Origin of the sequence: Alteromonas sp. MmMcT2-2, assembly GCF_022348305.1 — a bacterium.
Taxonomy (GTDB): Bacteria; Pseudomonadota; Gammaproteobacteria; order Enterobacterales; family Alteromonadaceae; genus Alteromonas; species Alteromonas macleodii.
In genome coordinates, this window is the sequence record NZ_JAKRFA010000001.1 from 197052 (window position 1) to 214646 (window position 17595).

General features: G+C 45.6%; 14 protein-coding genes. 2 read left to right on the forward strand and 12 right to left on the reverse strand.

Features of this window, described 5'->3' with window-relative positions:
* Positions 1-183: 183 nt before the first annotated feature.
* The 4 genes from glmS to glmU form a co-directional block, all read right to left on the reverse strand.
* Entirely contained in the window at positions 184-2016 is a 1833-nt protein-coding gene (gene glmS, locus MHM99_RS00830; RefSeq protein WP_014951234.1) for a glutamine--fructose-6-phosphate transaminase (isomerizing), read from the reverse strand.
* 2 nt (positions 2017-2018) lie between these two features.
* The gene (locus MHM99_RS00835) at positions 2019-2831 is read right to left on the reverse strand and encodes a DeoR family transcriptional regulator (RefSeq protein ID WP_156078992.1); all 813 of its coding nucleotides are present in this window, start codon (positions 2829-2831) and stop codon (positions 2019-2021) included.
* A gap of 197 nt (positions 2832-3028) precedes the next feature.
* Positions 3029-4069 (reverse strand): Gfo/Idh/MocA family oxidoreductase, encoded by a 1041-nt coding sequence (locus MHM99_RS00840; RefSeq protein WP_239217745.1) that lies wholly within the window; start codon positions 4067-4069, stop codon positions 3029-3031.
* Positions 4070-4358: 289 nt separating this feature from the next.
* A complete protein-coding gene (gene glmU, locus MHM99_RS00845; RefSeq protein ID WP_239217747.1) occupies positions 4359-5717 on the reverse strand; it encodes a bifunctional UDP-N-acetylglucosamine diphosphorylase/glucosamine-1-phosphate N-acetyltransferase GlmU in 1359 nt (452 codons plus the stop codon).
* Positions 5718-5955: 238 nt separating this feature from the next.
* Between glmU and MHM99_RS00850 the strand changes: the two genes are divergently transcribed.
* Positions 5956-7377: a diguanylate cyclase gene (locus MHM99_RS00850; RefSeq protein WP_239217749.1), complete on the forward strand. Its 1422-nt coding sequence runs from the start codon at positions 5956-5958 to the stop codon at positions 7375-7377.
* Between the two features lie 17 nt (positions 7378-7394).
* On the opposite strand, the gene MHM99_RS00855 is transcribed toward MHM99_RS00850, so the two are convergent.
* Genes MHM99_RS00855 through MHM99_RS00865 form a run of 3 tightly spaced genes read right to left on the reverse strand, consistent with a single transcriptional unit; the run spans position 7395 to position 10318 of the window.
* A complete protein-coding gene (locus tag MHM99_RS00855; RefSeq protein WP_014951239.1) occupies positions 7395-8279 on the reverse strand; it encodes a DMT family transporter in 885 nt (294 codons plus the stop codon).
* Positions 8280-8312: 33 nt separating this feature from the next.
* Complete coding sequence (locus MHM99_RS00860; RefSeq protein ID WP_049585570.1) at positions 8313-8861, reverse strand: methylated-DNA--[protein]-cysteine S-methyltransferase; 549 nt, start codon at positions 8859-8861, stop codon at positions 8313-8315.
* Positions 8862-8875: 14 nt separating this feature from the next.
* On the reverse strand, positions 8876-10318 hold the full coding sequence (locus MHM99_RS00865; RefSeq protein ID WP_239217751.1) for an Ada metal-binding domain-containing protein: 1443 nt from the start codon (positions 10316-10318) through the stop codon (positions 8876-8878).
* Between the two features lie 299 nt (positions 10319-10617).
* On the opposite strand from MHM99_RS00865, the gene MHM99_RS00870 reads away from it, so the two are divergent.
* On the forward strand, positions 10618-11766 hold the full coding sequence (locus tag MHM99_RS00870) for a serine hydrolase domain-containing protein (protein ID WP_239217753.1): 1149 nt from the start codon (positions 10618-10620) through the stop codon (positions 11764-11766).
* 43 nt (positions 11767-11809) lie between these two features.
* On the opposite strand, the gene speA is transcribed toward MHM99_RS00870, so the two are convergent.
* The 5 genes from speA to MHM99_RS00895 form a co-directional block, all read right to left on the reverse strand.
* Positions 11810-13720, reverse strand: a complete 1911-nt coding sequence (gene speA, locus MHM99_RS00875; RefSeq protein WP_014951242.1) for a biosynthetic arginine decarboxylase — start codon at positions 13718-13720, stop codon at positions 11810-11812.
* A gap of 158 nt (positions 13721-13878) precedes the next feature.
* Positions 13879-14301 carry an arginine decarboxylase gene (locus tag MHM99_RS00880; protein ID WP_239217755.1) on the reverse strand — a complete coding sequence of 141 codons (423 nt, stop codon included), beginning with the start codon at positions 14299-14301 and terminating at the stop codon, positions 13879-13881.
* Positions 14302-14486: 185 nt separating this feature from the next.
* Positions 14487-15875 (reverse strand): NAD(P)(+) transhydrogenase (Re/Si-specific) subunit beta, encoded by a 1389-nt coding sequence (locus MHM99_RS00885; protein ID WP_239217757.1) that lies wholly within the window; start codon positions 15873-15875, stop codon positions 14487-14489.
* Positions 15876-15886: 11 nt separating this feature from the next.
* Positions 15887-16168, reverse strand: coding sequence for an NAD(P) transhydrogenase subunit alpha (locus tag MHM99_RS00890; protein WP_014951245.1), 282 nt, complete (start codon positions 16166-16168; stop codon positions 15887-15889).
* Positions 16169-16170: 2 nt separating this feature from the next.
* The gene (locus MHM99_RS00895; RefSeq protein WP_014980650.1) at positions 16171-17328 is read right to left on the reverse strand and encodes an NAD(P) transhydrogenase subunit alpha; all 1158 of its coding nucleotides are present in this window, start codon (positions 17326-17328) and stop codon (positions 16171-16173) included.
* Positions 17329-17595: the final 267 nt, after the last annotated feature.

The following is a 17595-nucleotide window of genomic DNA, read 5'->3' on the forward strand; positions in this document are numbered from 1 at the left end:
GGAGAAGGTTTATCGATAAAGTGAGAGTGGTGGAAAGAGAAGTGAAATAATAGTGAGTCATGGACTTGCAGGAAAGCCACTTAATTAGCAGCCAATAATCGCCTATTGAAAACAAAAAAGCCTGCGCTTTTGTCAGCCGCAGGCTTTGTTTGTGAGCACGAATAAGTGCTTCAGCAGTGTGCTTTATTCCACCGTAACCGACTTCGCCAAGTTACGCGGCTGGTCAACGTCGGTGCCCTTAATTAGCGCTACGTAGTAGCTCAAAAGTTGTAGTGGCAAGGTATAAATGATAGGTGCGATTGGTTCGTCGCAGTGCGGTACGTTGATAACGCGCATGGTTTCATCACCTTCAAACGCCGCATCTTTATCCGCAAATACATACATGATGCCGCCACGGGCACGTACTTCTTCAACGTTCGACTTTAGCTTCTCGAGGAGTTCGTTGTTAGGTGCAACCACAATAACGGGCATTTCGTCATCAATAAGCGCAAGTGGGCCGTGTTTCAATTCCCCAGACGCATACGCTTCCGCATGAATATAAGAAATCTCTTTAAGCTTAAGCGCTCCTTCCATGGCAATAGGGTATTGATCGCCACGACCTAGGAACAAGCTGTGGTTCTTATCTGCAAATTCTTCAGCTAAATCTTCAATGCCACCAGTTATCGCTAAGGTCTCTTCAAGCTTTGCAGGTAGACTATGAAGCGCAGAGACAATAGCTTTGCTGTCAGCGTCTGTCATGCCGTTTTCTTTGCCCAGTGCTAGGGTAAGCATTAAGAACGCAGTGAGCTGAGTAGTGAAAGCTTTGGTAGACGCAACGCCAATTTCCGCGCCAGCGCGGGTCATAAATGCAAGGTCTGACTCGCGTACTAATGACGAACCCTGAACGTTACAGATAGTCAAACTAGACATATAGCCCAGCTCTTTTGCTAAGCGAAGGGCAGCTAACGTATCGGCTGTCTCACCTGATTGAGAGATAGTAATAAGCAGGCTGTTTGGGTGCACTACTGACTTGCGGTAACGGAATTCTGATGCAATTTCTACGTTGCACGACACATTTGCATATTGTTCTAGCCAATAGCGCGCCGTCATACCCGCATGGTAGCTGGTACCACAGGCAATAATTTGTACATGCTGTACTTTTTTGAATATCTCGTCAGCACCTTTACCAAATATGTCAGCAGTAAGTCCGTTTTCGTCAATACGATCTTTAAGCGCATTACGAACAACGGTTGGCTGCTCGTGAATTTCCTTAAGCATGTAGTGGCGGTAACCCGCTTTGTCACCCGCGTCGTGCTCGATATTCGACTCAATCACTTCGCGTTCAACGGCATTGCCGTCTTTATCGAAGATTTTAACGTCGCGACGAGTAATCTCTGCCACATCGCCTTCTTCTAAAAAGATAAAGCGGCGTGTCACTGGCAATAATGCCATTTGATCTGACGCAATGAAGTTTTCGCCAAGCCCCAAACCAATTACAAGCGGGCTGCCCGAACGTGCAACCACTACGCGACTAGGATCTTCTTTATCCATGATGACGGTGCCATACGCACCGTGGAAGGTTTTAACGGCACTTTGCACAGCGTCTAGTAAAGTCTTACCTGACTTAAGCTCTTCGTGTACGGTGTGAGCAATAGTTTCTGTGTCGGTGTCGCTGGTAAAGGTATAGCCCTGCTCTTTTAACTGTGCTTTTAAGTTAACGTAGTTTTCAATAATACCATTGTGAACAACAGCTACACGTTCAGTTGAAAAGTGTGGGTGCGCATTCGCTTCAGTCACACCACCGTGCGTTGCCCAACGGGTATGAGCAATTCCAGTTGTACCCAAAGCTTCACCTTCTGCCACCGCATCAGCAAGCTCTTGTACTTTGCCTGTACGGCGAATACGCGTAAGCGTGCCGTCGCCTTGCAATAGCGCTACGCCAGCTGAATCATAGCCGCGATACTCCAGTCTTTTTAAACCTTCTAATAGGATTTCAACCACGTTACGCTCAGCTACAGCGCCAACTATTCCACACATAATTATTCTCCACTCGGCGCTGCAATAAGTACTGTCACGCCCTGATTTTCAATATTAAGTTTGTCTTGTTTACAAATGCCTTCATCAGTGATCAAAACAGAAATGTTTTTCCAGCTTAGCTCTAGGTTAGGCATTTTATGCGTTAATTTCTTTGAGCTGGCTACTATAACCACCTTACTAGCCGCCACAGCCATGGCGCGGGTTACACCAATAAGCTCGTTAAAGGTGGTGGTGCCTCTGTTGACATCTATGCCCGCGGCACCAATAAACGCAATGTCAAAACTATAGGCACTAACCAACTGTTCAGCCATAGCGCCTTGAAACGACTGAGATTGGGCATCCCATGTGCCCCCTACCATTAACACCGTCGGCTCTTTTTCACTTTGGGTAAGGTAATTGGCGGTTGATAATGTGTTGGTCATTACCACTAAATCATCGGCATGTGATAAATGGGGTAAGATGGATGCGGTGGTAGACCCGCAGTCTATAACGAGCTTATTGCCCGGTTTGACCAAGCTCGCTGCAAGTTGGCCTATAGCGTTAATTGCTGGGCTAGTAGTTGAATTCGCGAAAGGGTCACTGGTAATAAACTGAGATGGCCCAGCATTTGAGTTGGTAGATGATGGTACAGGCACTGCGCCACCAAACTGTCGAATCAGTAAACCTTGCTGCGAAAGGGCTGCGAGATCTTTTCTAATGGTGACTTCAGACGTAGCAAAACGCACGGCCAAATCTTCAACTTGAGATTGACCATGCTCTTTCACCCACGCCACTATCTGCTGGCGGCGCTGTTCAACCGATTTACTACTTTTCAATATAACCTCATGCTCTTGCCGCCTTCTCGCTAAACCTTCCTGTACGCGTTGTTCCAATTGAGAACAAGCCATGAAAAGTCTGCAAAACAGTCCGCAAACACACCTTCAACATTCAATCATAACTTTCAAAACGAAAGTTATTAGTTTTAAAGTGAAAGCATCGTAAGTTAAATTGAAACGACGATCAAGGTAATTGTTTAATTAAACGCCAGCGATTTCTTTTGAGCACTCGCTTTTATGGCTAGCTCAATGACTTTGATAACAGGTACGACCGTACTCGCGTCAGCCGGCGAGAATTTACCGTCTTCAATAGCGTGAGCAAGGCGATTGAAAAACGTGAGATATTCACCCTTCAATGTTGTCACCGTCTCTTCAACTAGCTGGCCGCTTTCATTGACCACAGCTAGCACGCCATGCTCGTTATCTTTTGTAATCGCCCAGTGTTCATCATCAAAGGATAGCTCTGCACGCAATTGATCTTCTTGCGGATCTAAATAGAACTTTCGAAAGCTGCCTTTTGTGCCTTGCAAGTCGTAGCGCAATGTTGCTCCTGCCTGAAAAGCTGAACTACCTAGCTTTACAACTTTATCAACATAGTGAAGTGTTACATCGAACGTGTCATCTGACTGTCCATTTTCACGCAAGGCCTGTATGTTTGCCGACACTTCTTCCGGCTCGCCGAAAAGCTGTAGCGCTTGGTCGATTAAGTGGGGACCTAAATCCCAGAAGATACCGCTTCCTGGCCCTGCATTTTCACGCCACCTGTCTCGTGGTACTGGGCGAAATCGATCGAAGCGGCTTTCCAAACGTTTAATGTCGCCAAGTTTTTCATCGTTAATTAGCTGCTTAATCGTAAGAAAATCGCCATCAAAACGTCTGTTGTGATAAACACAAAGCTGTTTATTTTGAGAATGTGCAAGCTCTACTAAAGCTTCTGCTTCTTCACTATCTAATGTAAATGGCTTTTCTACCAATACGTGACAGCTGTGCTCTAATGCCAGTTTCGCCTGTGGCCCATGAAGGTGATTTGGGGTTGTAATAACCACCAAATCTACATCGTGAATTTTAAGCGCTTCTTCCAACGAGCCATACACTTCAGCATGGGGTAAAACTGCGTTAACCACATCAGGTTTTGAAGAGATAACCACATCGACAGAGAACTGCGGTAGATAATTTAGAAATGGCAAATGAAAGGTTGTGGCGGAAAATCCAAAGCCAACCAGAAGTGTAGATATCATCGCATATCCTTGTGTAACGAGAATTAAGAGGTAAGTAAACACACACTATCAGTAATGATAGATAGGGGAAACCATAGATAGTTCATTATTTAGAAGACAGATAGCTGAATGAGTTGTGTTTACAGCGACACAGTAGACGTTAATTTAAGCCCTCTGATTTTGTCATCTTTCTGACTGGGTGATAGTTTGATGGGACTGAAGAAGAAACTGGGCTAGCTAATCACTATTTGTGTTTGCCAGCCCTATCTCATCATGTAACCCGTTAGCGAGCTTTAATAAGGGTACGTCTTTATTTTTTGGTCGGGCGCGGCCAATTTGGAATATTGCGCTGCTTACCGCGGGCAACGGCTAGCGCGTCTTCGTCTACGGTTGACGTGATCACGGAACCAGCACCTACAGTAGCCCCTTTGCCAATGTTTACAGGCGCGACAAGCGACGAGTTTGAGCCGATAAAGGCATTTTCGCCGATGACGGTTTTGGACTTGTTCACACCGTCGTAGTTACAGGTAATAGTGCCTGCGCCAATGTTCGCTTTGGCACCCACTTCTGCATCGCCTAGGTAGATTAAGTGATTCGCTTTGGCGCCCTCGCCTAAAATAGCCTTCTTCATTTCCACGAAGTTACCCACTTTGGCATTTTTCTGCATTACTGCACCAGGGCGTAGTCGAGCGAAAGGCCCGACCGTACAGGCTTCACCTACACAGGCTTCTTCAACAATAGAATTAGCTTCAATTACAGCGTTATCGGCAATAGTACAGTTGCGCAGAATACAGTTTGCACCAATGTTGACGTTGCTACCAAGTGTCACCTTACCTTCAACAATAACGTTAACGTCGATAATTACGTCGTTACCGGTTTCAAGCTGGCCGCGTAAGTCAAAACGAGCAGGATCCAGTAAGGTCACGCCATTGGTCATTAGCTCCTCGGCTTGGCGACGCTGAAGCGCGCGCTCCAAGTTAGCTAACTGCAAACGATTATTAACGCCTTCCACTTCTACCGCAGACTGTGGCTGTGCTGACTGAATTCGCTTGCCTTCGGTCGCTGCCATGGCAATAACGTCGGTAAGGTAATACTCACCTTGCGCGTTATCATTGCTTAACTCGCCCAACCAGCGCTTAAGATCAACGCCAGACATCATCATCATACCGGTGTTAATTTCTTTAATTTCACGCTGGGCATCAGTGGCGTCTTTGTGCTCAACTATCGCGGTAATGTTGTCATTCTCACGAATAATACGGCCCATGCCTGTGGGGTCGTCTAGATTTACAGTGAGCAGTGCTAAATCACAGCTTTCCTTCACAGCTTTTAACGCACTTAGTGTCTCTTCGCGAATAAGTGGCGCGTCGCCAACCAGAACAAGCACGTCTTCATTGTCTTTAATATGAGGTGCCGCTTGCTGAACAGCGTGGCCTGTACCTAACTGTTCGGCCTGTAAGCACCAGTTTAGATTATCTTCAACAACCGTTGCCTTAAGCTGGTCGCCGCCATGACCGTAGACCAAATGAATATTGTCAGCACCCAGTGATTTTACTGTGTTGATAATTCGCTGCACCATAGGTACACCACCTACTTTGTGTAACACCTTGGGCAACGATGATTTCATACGAGTACCTTTACCCGCCGCTAAAACAACCACTGAGAAAGCCATATAATTCCTTTATTTCGCAAAGAGAATGAAAAATCGGAGCATAGTGTAACCAAGGAAATAGCATATGTCAGCGGTTCATTCGTGATCAAAAGCTATTTGCAGAGTGCGAAAACTAGGTGTTTTCCTTCATTGTTATTTAGTCTAAAGTTAATGATAGTCACCTAGTAGTTCAATATTGCAACAGGTATACTTACCATTATAGGTAAAGTTCAGTCAGGCAAGGGAGCATGCGCAGTCTGTGAACACATTTAGAACACTGCATAGAAGCATTTTAGTGTTATTCGCGGTAGTGGTTATCGCTATCGTTACACTGGTACATTTTAGTATTTCCAAGATTGTTGCCGAGCAGAGTCGCGCGCAACAACAGTCACTTTCGCCCGCAATCTCACTTATTGTGGAGCAACTTTTAAAACCACTCCATATTTCAGAAGCTTTGGGGCATTCCACCGAGTTAGTAGACTTGATGGATGGAGAAACGATTGACCAAGAGGCTGTTTTCAAAACATTGGATCGTCTTGAAAACGAGTTTGGGTTGTCTTTCTTTATTGCCAGCGAGGCAGACAGAAAACAATATAATTCTGATGGCAGCATAATTAACCTGATTGAAGGGGAAGTAAGCTGGTATTTCAAGTACAAGGACTACCCTACCGATGCCGTGGCAGATATCGGTAAATGGGAAGACACCCATTTCTATATTGATATAAAGATCCACGATGAAAATGGCCGCTTCTTGGGCTTCTTTGGTGTTGGAAAGAGTCTGCGCAGTTTTATCGAGGTCTTCGATACCTATAAGCAAGAGTACGGCTACGACTTTTTGTTTGTAGATGGTGAGGGCGACATTATGCTGTCTTCTGATCCTAATCTTATTGCGTCTTACTCTGATTTTACCAATTTGTCAGAATTGCCTTGGTATGCCAGCCTTCCCCTTACTATCCAGAACGAGCAGGCACTCAACAATAAGTTAGTGACGATCGACCAGAATGATTACCTTATTGCCGAAGTAAAACTTAATCAATTTGGTTGGACGGTGTTTTTACTCAGTCCACTTGAAGAACGTCAGGCTGAAATTTCACAAGCATTTATATTCAGCGTTGTAACACTACTGGTTGTTGTATTCTCGCTGTTTTTGCTTATCTACAATCTGTTGTATTACTTTAGAAAAGACATGCAGCCAGATCTGGTTGTTCGCCATACTAACCGTCTTCCAGAAAAAGAGAATTTACAGCTTATCTACAAAACGCTACTGGCTGAACATAAGTCACTAAGCGTAATGCTGATTAGCATTGATGAGTTTTCTGACATTGTCGACGCTCACGGCAGAAACGCAGGCGACGACTTATTAGATAAAGTTGTGGCCTACTTGGCTGAGCACTTGCGCGAGCAGGATGTATTGGGACGCTGGAGCAGTGCAGAATTCATTATTCTATTGCCACATACCGGCCCGCATGTGGCTTTTGATATGGCACAAAATCTTCGTCACGGCATCGCAACCTTGCCGCCGCTACAAGAGTTACCAGAACTGCTTATTACAGCGTCTATTGGTATATCTTACACCGCGTCACCGCGCGCTATGCACGAAGTAACCGCGCACGCGGAAGACGCGCTTTATCAAGCCAAGCGCGACGGCAGCAATTTAGTAAGAATGCAGCTGATAGACTAGCCCAAGTTTGATTCAATTTAAGCAGGTTTAACCTTAAGGCGTTTTCTTTTGAGAACGCCTGTGGTTAACGCCACACCGAACAAAATCATTAAACCACCCACAATGGTTTGAATTGATAAGTGCTCTTGCAAGAACAGTACACCCCAAATAATGCCAAATAGTGGTACTAGGTAAGCTACAGTAATGGCTTTGGCTGGGCCGATGTCAGCTATGAGTTTGAAATACAAGATATACGCTATGCCCGTGCCACCGACAGCCAGCGCTACCGCATTTACCCATGCATTAACGCTTGGCATTGTTTCTGGCAAGGTCGCAAGCGCGAATGGTGCTAGCATCACGCTGGCCATAGCCTGACTACCTGTAGCGACAACCAAAGGTTTAACCCCCTGCAACCATTTCTTCATCATACACGCCGCTATGCCGTAGCCAGTGGTGGCCAATAATGCAGTCAAAATAGGAAGAAAACTAATATCGCCCTCGCCAAGCTTTTGCTGACTAATAACGGTTACGCCTACAAAGCCTACAAAAAGCCCCGCTACTGCTGACTTTGTTAGTTTGTCACCTAACCACAGCCAAGCGACAATGGCGCCAAACATGGGAGCCGTGGCATTTAAAATGGCATTCACCCCTGCCTCTAAATGCAGGCTGCTGTAATTAAACAGGACGAAAGGCACCGCCGTGTTAGCCATGCCCACCAGCGCAATGGCCAACCAGTGGCGCTTTATGTCTTTTACCGACCCTCGTATTAGCAGCAATGGTAGCAATACCGCTGTAGCAAGCACGGTACGAATGGCTACTAATACATAAATGCCAAATTCTGGTGCGGCAACACGCATGAAAATAAATGAACCGCCCCAGATACCGGCTAACACAAGCAGCGAGATAATGTCTCTTATTGCCATTCTTTTATCACCATTTTCTTATCACCCATTCTTTTATAGCCCCAGCACCCCTTGGGCTCCTTCTAAATTAAGTAAATACTGCTTACGCGGTAAACCACCTGCATAGCCCGTTAGGGTTTTATTACTTCCGATTATACGATGGCAAGGCACGACAATAGCAATAGGATTACGACCATTTGCCATACCCACGGCGCGGACAGCTTTTGGGTTGCCAATGGCTTTTGCGATGTCTAAATAGCTAGCGGTTTCGCCGTATTTAACTTGCTGCAAGGCATCCCACACCTGATTCTGAAACGCCGTACCTTTAGGGCAAAGCGGTAGGTCAAACTCGCGTAACGTACCGTCAAAGTATGCTTGTAACTGACTGCACGCTGCTTCGGTGATGGCGTTTTTTTGCGAATGAAAGTCGTTGCTTAGCACGCTTTCTTGCGCTGCAGTTTTTCTGCCTATGCCACCCTGCTTTGCGTTGGCCGTATTACCTGATTCAGCGGCACTCACGAACTCGATAGCCGTTATACCTTTATCAGTGGCTTCAACTTTAACAAGCCCCTGTATGCTGTTCACGAAATCTGTATATTTCATACTAACGACTCTCTTTACTGATTACTTAACTGCCACAATTGAAGGGTTAAATAACTGCGCCAAGGTGCCGCTTTTTCAGGCGCTATGGGGTACTGCTGCGCCATTTTACGAACGATTAAATCACCGCCAAGGTAAATATCAGGGTTTCTCTCCCCCCGCATTTTTAAATAGTCGAGCGTCCACGGGCCCACGCCTTTAATGGCGAATATGTCTTCATGGCTTGGCATGTTACCGTTTATGAATAAACGAGCAAAATGACGCACGGCTTCCTTCCTCGCCTGTGGCATACGTAAGAATTCCAGACTGTTTTCGGCCACACTTTCAGGCGAGGGAAAGCTGTAGCGTTCATTCGTTATAGATTCAAGACCGTTTGACGGGAGCGCATCAGATACCGTTTCGCCCAGCTGATGTACCAGTAAAGTCACCTGGCCAATAGCCGCTTTTACACTAACTTGCTGGCCTACAATAGCCCGACAACCACTTTCAAATACGCTCCATGCACTGGGAAGGCGTAGCCCAGGCGTTAACTTGCTCGGCGGTAACCCAGACTGCAATAGGCTTTGTTCAATTAACAGCGGGTCAGCGTGAAGATCTAGTACCTGCTTTATGTTTTCAATTATCGTATGAAGACGACCTAAATCAGGCATGTCGATGAGAAGTTTGAATCCGTGGCGCGCCTCGTCGTGAATGGCTTTAAAAAAGCCTAAACTTTCATTGCATGAAAAGTATCGTTCATAGCTCTCGTTCGTTACTCGTTCCATGCCCTCAATAGCGCGAGTTGCCAAGAAATCTCGTACATAGGGCCAATTGTACGGCGGCCGATATGAAAGAAATAAAGAGATAGCCTTTTGTTGAACCGGCTCTCTTTTTCTAAGCTGGGTAGGAGACGTAGCGCAATATTGCTCTATGGCCCGCTGCAGTTGTCTCAGTGATTGATAGCCTGCCGTAATTGCGATATCTGTCATAGATAAATGAGTTTGTTGAATAAGCTGCTTTGCAAACAAAGTGCGCTGCATATTTTGAAACTGCTTAGGCGGTATGCCCACAGCATTGACGACCAACTTATTTAGGTAACGCTCACTAATACCCAACCGCATAGCAATATCCGCAACGCGTTCAATGGGAATAACAGATAGCAGCGACAACGCTCGGTTAATCGTTGCGCCCACGCCTTTCCACGCCGCTGAACGAGGTGCACTGTCAGGCCTGCAGCGAAAACATGGACGATAACCATGTGCCATTGCCTGTGTGGCGTGTTGAAAGTAAGTCACATTCTCTTCTTTAGGAAGTCGCGCTGGACAGATTGGCCTACAGAAAATACCGGTTGTTTTTACCGCCACAAAAAATCGTCCGTCAAAGCGCGGATCTCTGCTAAGCCTTGCTTTTGAAAGCACTGACTCAGCAGTTGTCGAGTTTTCTGAAACCCTCATGTCTGAGACAAAAAGACTGTCTGGCATTAGAATGCACTTCCCACCTGTCGTTTATCACCTTTATCTAGTGTATCGTGCATTGGCTCTGTTGGTGCGACAAAATCAGAACTCAATAATTACAAATCTTGCTAGTCGAACTTCTCTTCCTTTCTTGCATATTCTTACAACGGTTCGCTTACCGCTAGAATAAATCAAATCATTGAAGAGATAGTGAGCATAATTAGCGACATTTGATCATTGGAGCAGCTAAACGCATAATAATGCGATAATAATAATGAGCGCCTGATGGATGTATCAGAAAACCACAGGCTTAACGAGCTGACTGTATGCTGAACTCTTTGCGCACCTTCAAGCTGCGCCTGTCTAAAATTTGGCTGATAGCGATGCTAATGGTCATTACACAAAGCGCTTTTGCGGATTGGCTTGATGACTATGCTAGTTACGTTCAAAAGGAAGCCTCAAAATACAACGTGCCTGGTTATGCGTTTGTGTTTTATGAACAGGGCAAAGCGCCAAGGGTTTACGTATATGGAAGTACCCGCAAACGCGGCGGAGAGAAAGTTACAGAGAACACAGTATTCAGGCTAGCTTCTGTTTCAAAAACCTTTACTGCGTTGTTGTCAGCTAAACTTGTAGAAAAAAACCAGCTTAGCTGGGAAACACCGATAACCACCTTATTACCCGACATTCCTTTTAAAGGCAAAGGAATGAATGCGCTGCAACTGCAACATATCGTTGGCCAATCTAGTGGCTTTATGCCCAACGCTTACGACAACCTTATTGAAGCTGACTACTCGCTGGAGCGCGTGCTTAAATCTCTGGGCGAGCTTGAACCACTGTGTGCGCCGGGTGAATGCTATACCTATCAAAATGCACTCTTTGGTGCGCTGGAATACTACTTCAGCAACAATAATACCTCTTACTCACGACAGCTTCAGGCCAACCTGTTTGCACCACTAGGTATGAAAACAGCCAGTGTTGGAAAAGGCGGATTGCTTGCATCAGAATCATGGGCTCAACCTCATATTGCTATCGCCAGAAATAAATGGCGCGAAGGAAAGGTAGAAAGCAACTACTACCGGTTCTCTCCAGCTGCTGGCGTTAACGCTAGCATTTCAGATATGACGATTTATCTGCAAGCGCTGCTAGGCGAGTTCCCAACGGTCATATCCGATGAAATGGTGGACTATGTCACTACAAAGCGCGTGAAAACGAAGCGTGAAACCTACCGCAGAGGTTGGCGCGGCATGATTGACGATGCTCACTATGGTTTGGGTTGGCGTATTTACGACTTAAATGGATTACAGCTTAACTATCATGGGGGTTGGGTAAAAGGCTATCGCGCTGACGTGGCGTTTTTGCCTGAACACAAAGTTGGCTATGTGATGCTGATGAACGCAGAGTCGAATATGATTAATTCAACGACAGCCGAGTTTTGGAAGCGTTACTTGAAAAAAGCCGACGCAGATAAGTAATATCGGCATCGGCTTTTAGGTACTTTCATTCAGATATTAAACGCTACTGTTTTAGATAGGTATAACCTGCCAAACAGTTTTCGTAAAAATCAGTCCAGCGAACCCCTTCACGAGGGTTCAATTTTCCGTCCCACACTTGCTTGTCTATCATGCGTTTTACGTCTGATGCCATTGCGCGCGGGTTATACTGCATAACGTTAAGTACATCTTCTACCGATGACCCCTTCACCACTTCTTCAATGTAAAAGTCTTCAGGATCGTCGTCATAGCTGTAAATATGCACTTCATTTAAGCGACCAAACAAGTTGTGCATGTCGCCCATAACGTCTTGATAAGCGCCCGTTAAGAACAAACCAATGTAGTACGGCTCATCTTTCTTAAGTGGGTGCATTGGCAGTACGTCAGTAATTTCACGGCCAATAGTGAACTGATCAATTTTACCGTCGCTATCACAGGTAATATCCACTAGCGAGCAATTGACCGTTGGCTCTTCATTCATACGAATAAGAGGCACTACCGGCAGCAGCTGGTCGATGGCCCATGTATCAGCAGCCGACTGGAATACAGAGAAATTACAAAGGTACTGAGACGACAAACTGTAATCTAGCTCTTGAAGCTCTTCTGGAACATATTCTTCGTTGCGATACCACTGCTGTAAGCGACCCATAATTTGCCAGTACAGCGTTTCGATTTTGCCCAGCTCTTCAAGTGACAACACGCGTAATTTAAATGCATCTAGCGCTTGCTCTTTATACTGCGACGCATCGTTGTAAATTTCATGCATGTTCGTTTGTTCATCAAACGTGTCTGCAAGTTCGCGCATATTCTTAAGGAAGAAGTGTTCACCCGCTTTTGCTGATGTATCCATTTGCGACGCATTCGACTTAATTTCGCCCACAATTTCCGTGATAACGCAGCTGTGATGCGCAGTGATTGCACGTCCACTTTCACTAACCAGATGCGGATGCGGTACGCCTTCAAGGTCGCACATTTCCTTCATGCCATAGACAACGTCAGCAACATACTCTTGCATGCTGTAGTTACGCGACGATTCATTAGTTGAATTACTGCCGTCGTAATCGATACCAAGGCCACCTCCTACATCAACATAATCTAGCTCGAAGCCCATTTTGTGAAGGTCTGCGTAAATACGCGCGCCTTCGGTTACCGCTTCTTTAACCGCACGAATGTCTGTTAATTGGCTACCAATATGGAAATGCAGCAGCTTTAAGCAGTGCGCCATGCCTTGCTCTTCAAGGTAGCGGGCTGCGTTAATGATCTCAGTAATGGTTAAACCAAATTTCGCACGTTCACCACCAGAGCTTTCCCACTTACCACGACCTTTCACCGTCATTTTTGAGCGCACACCAATGATAGGATCGATATCCAGCTCTTTGGCTATTTTTACCAGAAGAAGAAGCTCGGTGTATTTTTCAACTACTACCACAACGCGGCGACCCAGCTTTCTTCCTAACAGCGCAAGACGCATAACTTCGTCGTCTTTATAACCATTTAGGATAGTCAGAGACTCTTCGTTAGTATTCATGGCAAGCACAGTCAGAAGCTCGGCTTTTGACCCCGCTTCTAAGCCATAGTTAAATGGCTTGCCCGCATCGACAATTTCCTCAACGACTTCGCGCATTTGGTTTACTTTTACCGGATACACACCTTGGTACTGGCCTTGGTATTCGGCTTCTTCGATGGAGCTTCTAAATGCTTTGTTCAAGCCTGCAACTTGCGAGCGCAGAATATCGTGGAAGCGCACAACAACAGGAAACTGTACGCCTTCTTTGCGGATATCTTCAATTACCGAATTAAAGTCGATTCGAATGCTAGGATCTTCAGGAACAGGGGTAATATGGACGTTGCCGTTTTCACCAATTTGAAAATAGCCGCCACCCCATTGAGACACGCCATAGACGCGCTCCGCTTCTTCGATGCTCCAATCTGACAATTTATTCACCTATTTGTAAGTGGGCTAGGCCAATACCTAGCATAGAAAGTGCGAAAATAAGCAGCGTATTATAGTCAACGTAAGACTGAACGCGATAGTTGTTGCGATATAAAATATCTATTGTCGCGACGAATTTTGTTTATCGAACGCGGGCTTTTTTAGCCTATCCAAGTTCGAACATAATCTAAAACGACGTTATCTGCTTTTTCTTCACAATGGGTTATAAACTCTGAGATGCTTTGAGTACGTTCAAGTTCAAATCCCAGTTTAATTGATGGCGCGCTAAAAAACTTCTCTGCAATGTGATCAGCATCTGTTGCTTCATCTTCCAGCCATGTCTCGCTGAGCTGACTTCGCCTATCTAACTTAATGGGCGCTTTTATTTGATTGAAGGTATCAGAATTGGGGATTTGCCAACTACGCATGTCTACAAATAAGTGAAAGGGTCTGCCTTTACGGGTTTTCAAGCAATCAGAAAGCTTAGCAAGGTACTGAATGTTGGTAGACATATCCCACTCGCCACGAAGCGTGACCAAAATACAATTTCTAAACGGCTCAATATGAAAAGGGGTCGTAGACATTTATTCGTACATCTCTATGCGACTATATGAATAGCTAACTCAACATCTATAGCATTCACATACTAGAGCTGATAAGCATCAACTACAACTATAGTTGAGTACTTTATAATTAAGTTTAATACCCAACAAAAAGGCCTGTGTTTAAACAGGCCTTTATAGAAGATGTATCAAAAAGATACGCTGTATTAGTCGTCTCCGAACTCGCGAATAATGCTGTTAATAGTGTCTTTAGCGTCACCCAGAACCATGCGCGTGTTGTCTTTGAAAAACAGCGGGTTGTCTACACCGGCAAAACCGGCATTCGCAGAACGCTTAAGTACAAAGACCGTTTTCGCACGATGTGCTTCGATAACTGGCATTCCGTAAATAGGGCTGCCTTTCATCTCTTTGGCTGCTGGGTTAACAACATCGTTTGCACCGATAACAATAACCACGTCATAGTTTTCCATACGAGGGTTAACGTCATCCATCTCGTATAGTTGGTCATAAGGCACGTCAGCTTCTGCCAATAACACGTTCATGTGGCCCGGCATACGCCCCGCTACAGCGTGAATGGCGTAGTCAACCGTACAGCCATTTTCCTCTAGCAACGACTGAAGTTCACGTACCGCATGCTGCGCTTGCGCAACCGCCATACCATAACCAGGCACCACCAGTACTGCTTGCGCTGCTTCTAATACATAAAATGCATCTTGCGCCGACAGTACTTTAATCTCGCCTTCTATTTTTTCGCCGGCCTCGACTGGCTTGGCAAAGCCAGACAACAACACATTCATCAATGAACGGTTCATGGCCTTACACATAATATTGGTAAGAATTAAGCCTGAAGCGCCTACTAGTAGACCGGTAACAATCAATATTGTGTTACCTGTAGCAAGACCTGCCGCCGACGCTGCTACACCTGAGTAGCTATTTAAAAGCGCAATAACCACTGGCATATCTGCACCACCAATTGAAATGGTAGCCCACAAGCCGAAGCTTAGTGACAACGCAATAGCACAGTAAATCCAAAGTGGGTTGCTTGGGTCGGTAGTAAAGAAATAACCTATCACCACCATGCCAATTAGATGCAAGATGCTTAGCTCGCGAAGCCCTGTGAAAATAACGGCTTTAGAGCTCATTTTTCCTGACAACTTACCCCAGGCTACCACCGAGCCAGAGAACGTAATGCCCCCAACTAAAATTGTGAAAAACAGGGTAATAAAAGTGAACGCACTTTCCGTTTTAAGAGTAATTAGGCTCATTCCGGCTAATGTTGCCCAACCCAGAAGCAATGACGCTGCGCCACCAAAGCCATTAAATAACGACACCATTTCTGGCATTGCCGTCATTTCAACGGTCTTGGCTTTCCACGCACCAAAGGCGCCACCAATAACAAAACCTAGCAGGATGTAATGATAGCTAATAATCTGCTGGTCAAGCAGGGTGACGACGACAGCAACCAGCATACCAATGGCAGAAATAAGGTTACCTTTTTTCGCGGTATCTGGATGGCTAAGTAACTTAAGTCCTAGTATAAATAGTGCCGCAGCTACTACGTACGCAAGGTTTATTACGGTTACGATATCACTCACTTGCGTACTCCTTATTTATCTTTTTTCTTGAACATGCCAAGCATGCGATCAGTAACGAGATAACCACCCACCACGTTGATGCTGGCCAGCGCCACCGCTGCGGTACCAAGAATGGTCGTTAGCAAGTTGTTGTCGCTACCCGAGGCTACCAATGCTCCCACTAACGTAATACCCGATATCGCGTTAGAGCCTGACATTAAGGGTGTATGTAAGGTTGCTGGGACTTTTCGAATTAACTCAAAACCCAAAAAAGCAGCCAGTAGCACGATGAAAAGTAGGTAAATGATTTCCATGATTAGGCTCCTTTGTATGCGTTGTTAAGCATGTCGTTGGTGATGCTACCGTCGTGGGCGATAACACAGCCGGCCAGAATGTCGTCTTCTAAATTCAGCCCAAAGGTTTTGGTTTCATCGTCGAAGAACTCATCCACAAGGTTGTAGATGTTATTGGCGTACATGTCGGTGGCGGCTTTAGCCACATACTGGCTCCAGTTACCATTACCAATTACCTTTACACCGTTAACTTCAACGGTTTCGCCAGCAACCGAACCTTCAACATTACCACCTGATGTTGCGGCCATATCTACAACCACACTGCCCGGCTTCATGAGTGCTAATGTATCTTTTGAGATAAGCACTGGTGGCTTGCGACCAAATAACTGCGCTGTCGTAATAACAATGTCAGAGTCGGCAATCGCGTCGCGTTGCGCTTCTTGCTGCTTCGCTTTTTGTTCATCGGTCAGTTCTTTTGCATAACCGTCCTTCGTTTGGCCTGTTTCCCCAATGTCGATCTTAAGGAATTTGCCACCTAGCGATTCTACTTGCTCAGCCACCACAGGGCGGGTGTCATAAGCAAGTACGTTTGCGCCTAAGCGTTTCGCGGTTGCTATGGCTTGAAGACCCGCTACGCCAGCTCCAATAATAAATACCTTTGCTGGTTTTATTGTTCCTGACGGTGTCATCATCATAGGTAATATTGATGGCAACTGATTCGCCGCCTGCATCACCATTACGTAACCCGCAAGACTCGCTTGCGAGCTCAATGCGTCCATTTTTTGTGCACGAGAAGAACGAGGGATCATCTCTACAGAAATAGCGGTTAGCCCCTTTTCTGCAATAGACTCAACAAGCGATTGCTGAAAGAAAGGGTCGAGATGGCCTACCACAATGGCCCCTTTTTTCATCAACGCTAGCTGTGCATCGGTGGGTTTGTTCACCGCCACGAGCATATCTGCTGTTGATAATGCATCATTCACATCATCGATGACAGTTACGCCTACATCTTTGTATTCTTTATCTGAATACCCTGAGTGTACGCCTGCTCCTGCTTCAAGCAGTAAGGTCGCCCCTTTTTTCACCAGACGCTGTGCACTACTAGGTGTAGCCGCACATCGCTTCTCCACATTATTTAGCGGATCTGGCGCTTTTGACTCATTTAATATTATGATTTTCACACGCTTCTCCTCACATTCCGGCTATCCGAGAATGACACCCTTTAAACAGTACTAAGCCATTTTATTCACTTATGCCTAGCATTCTCTAGCGAAATCAAAAACAGAACAGGCAATTTCTGTATTTATTTTGCTTCGAATAGCACCCCTTATTCCGCTTATTTTTCAAGCGAAACTGCGGCAAAGCTACGCTATATGGGCATACATCACTAGTATCATTTACTTACGAGTCATAACTAATATTTATATAGAAATGGCATACAGGCGATA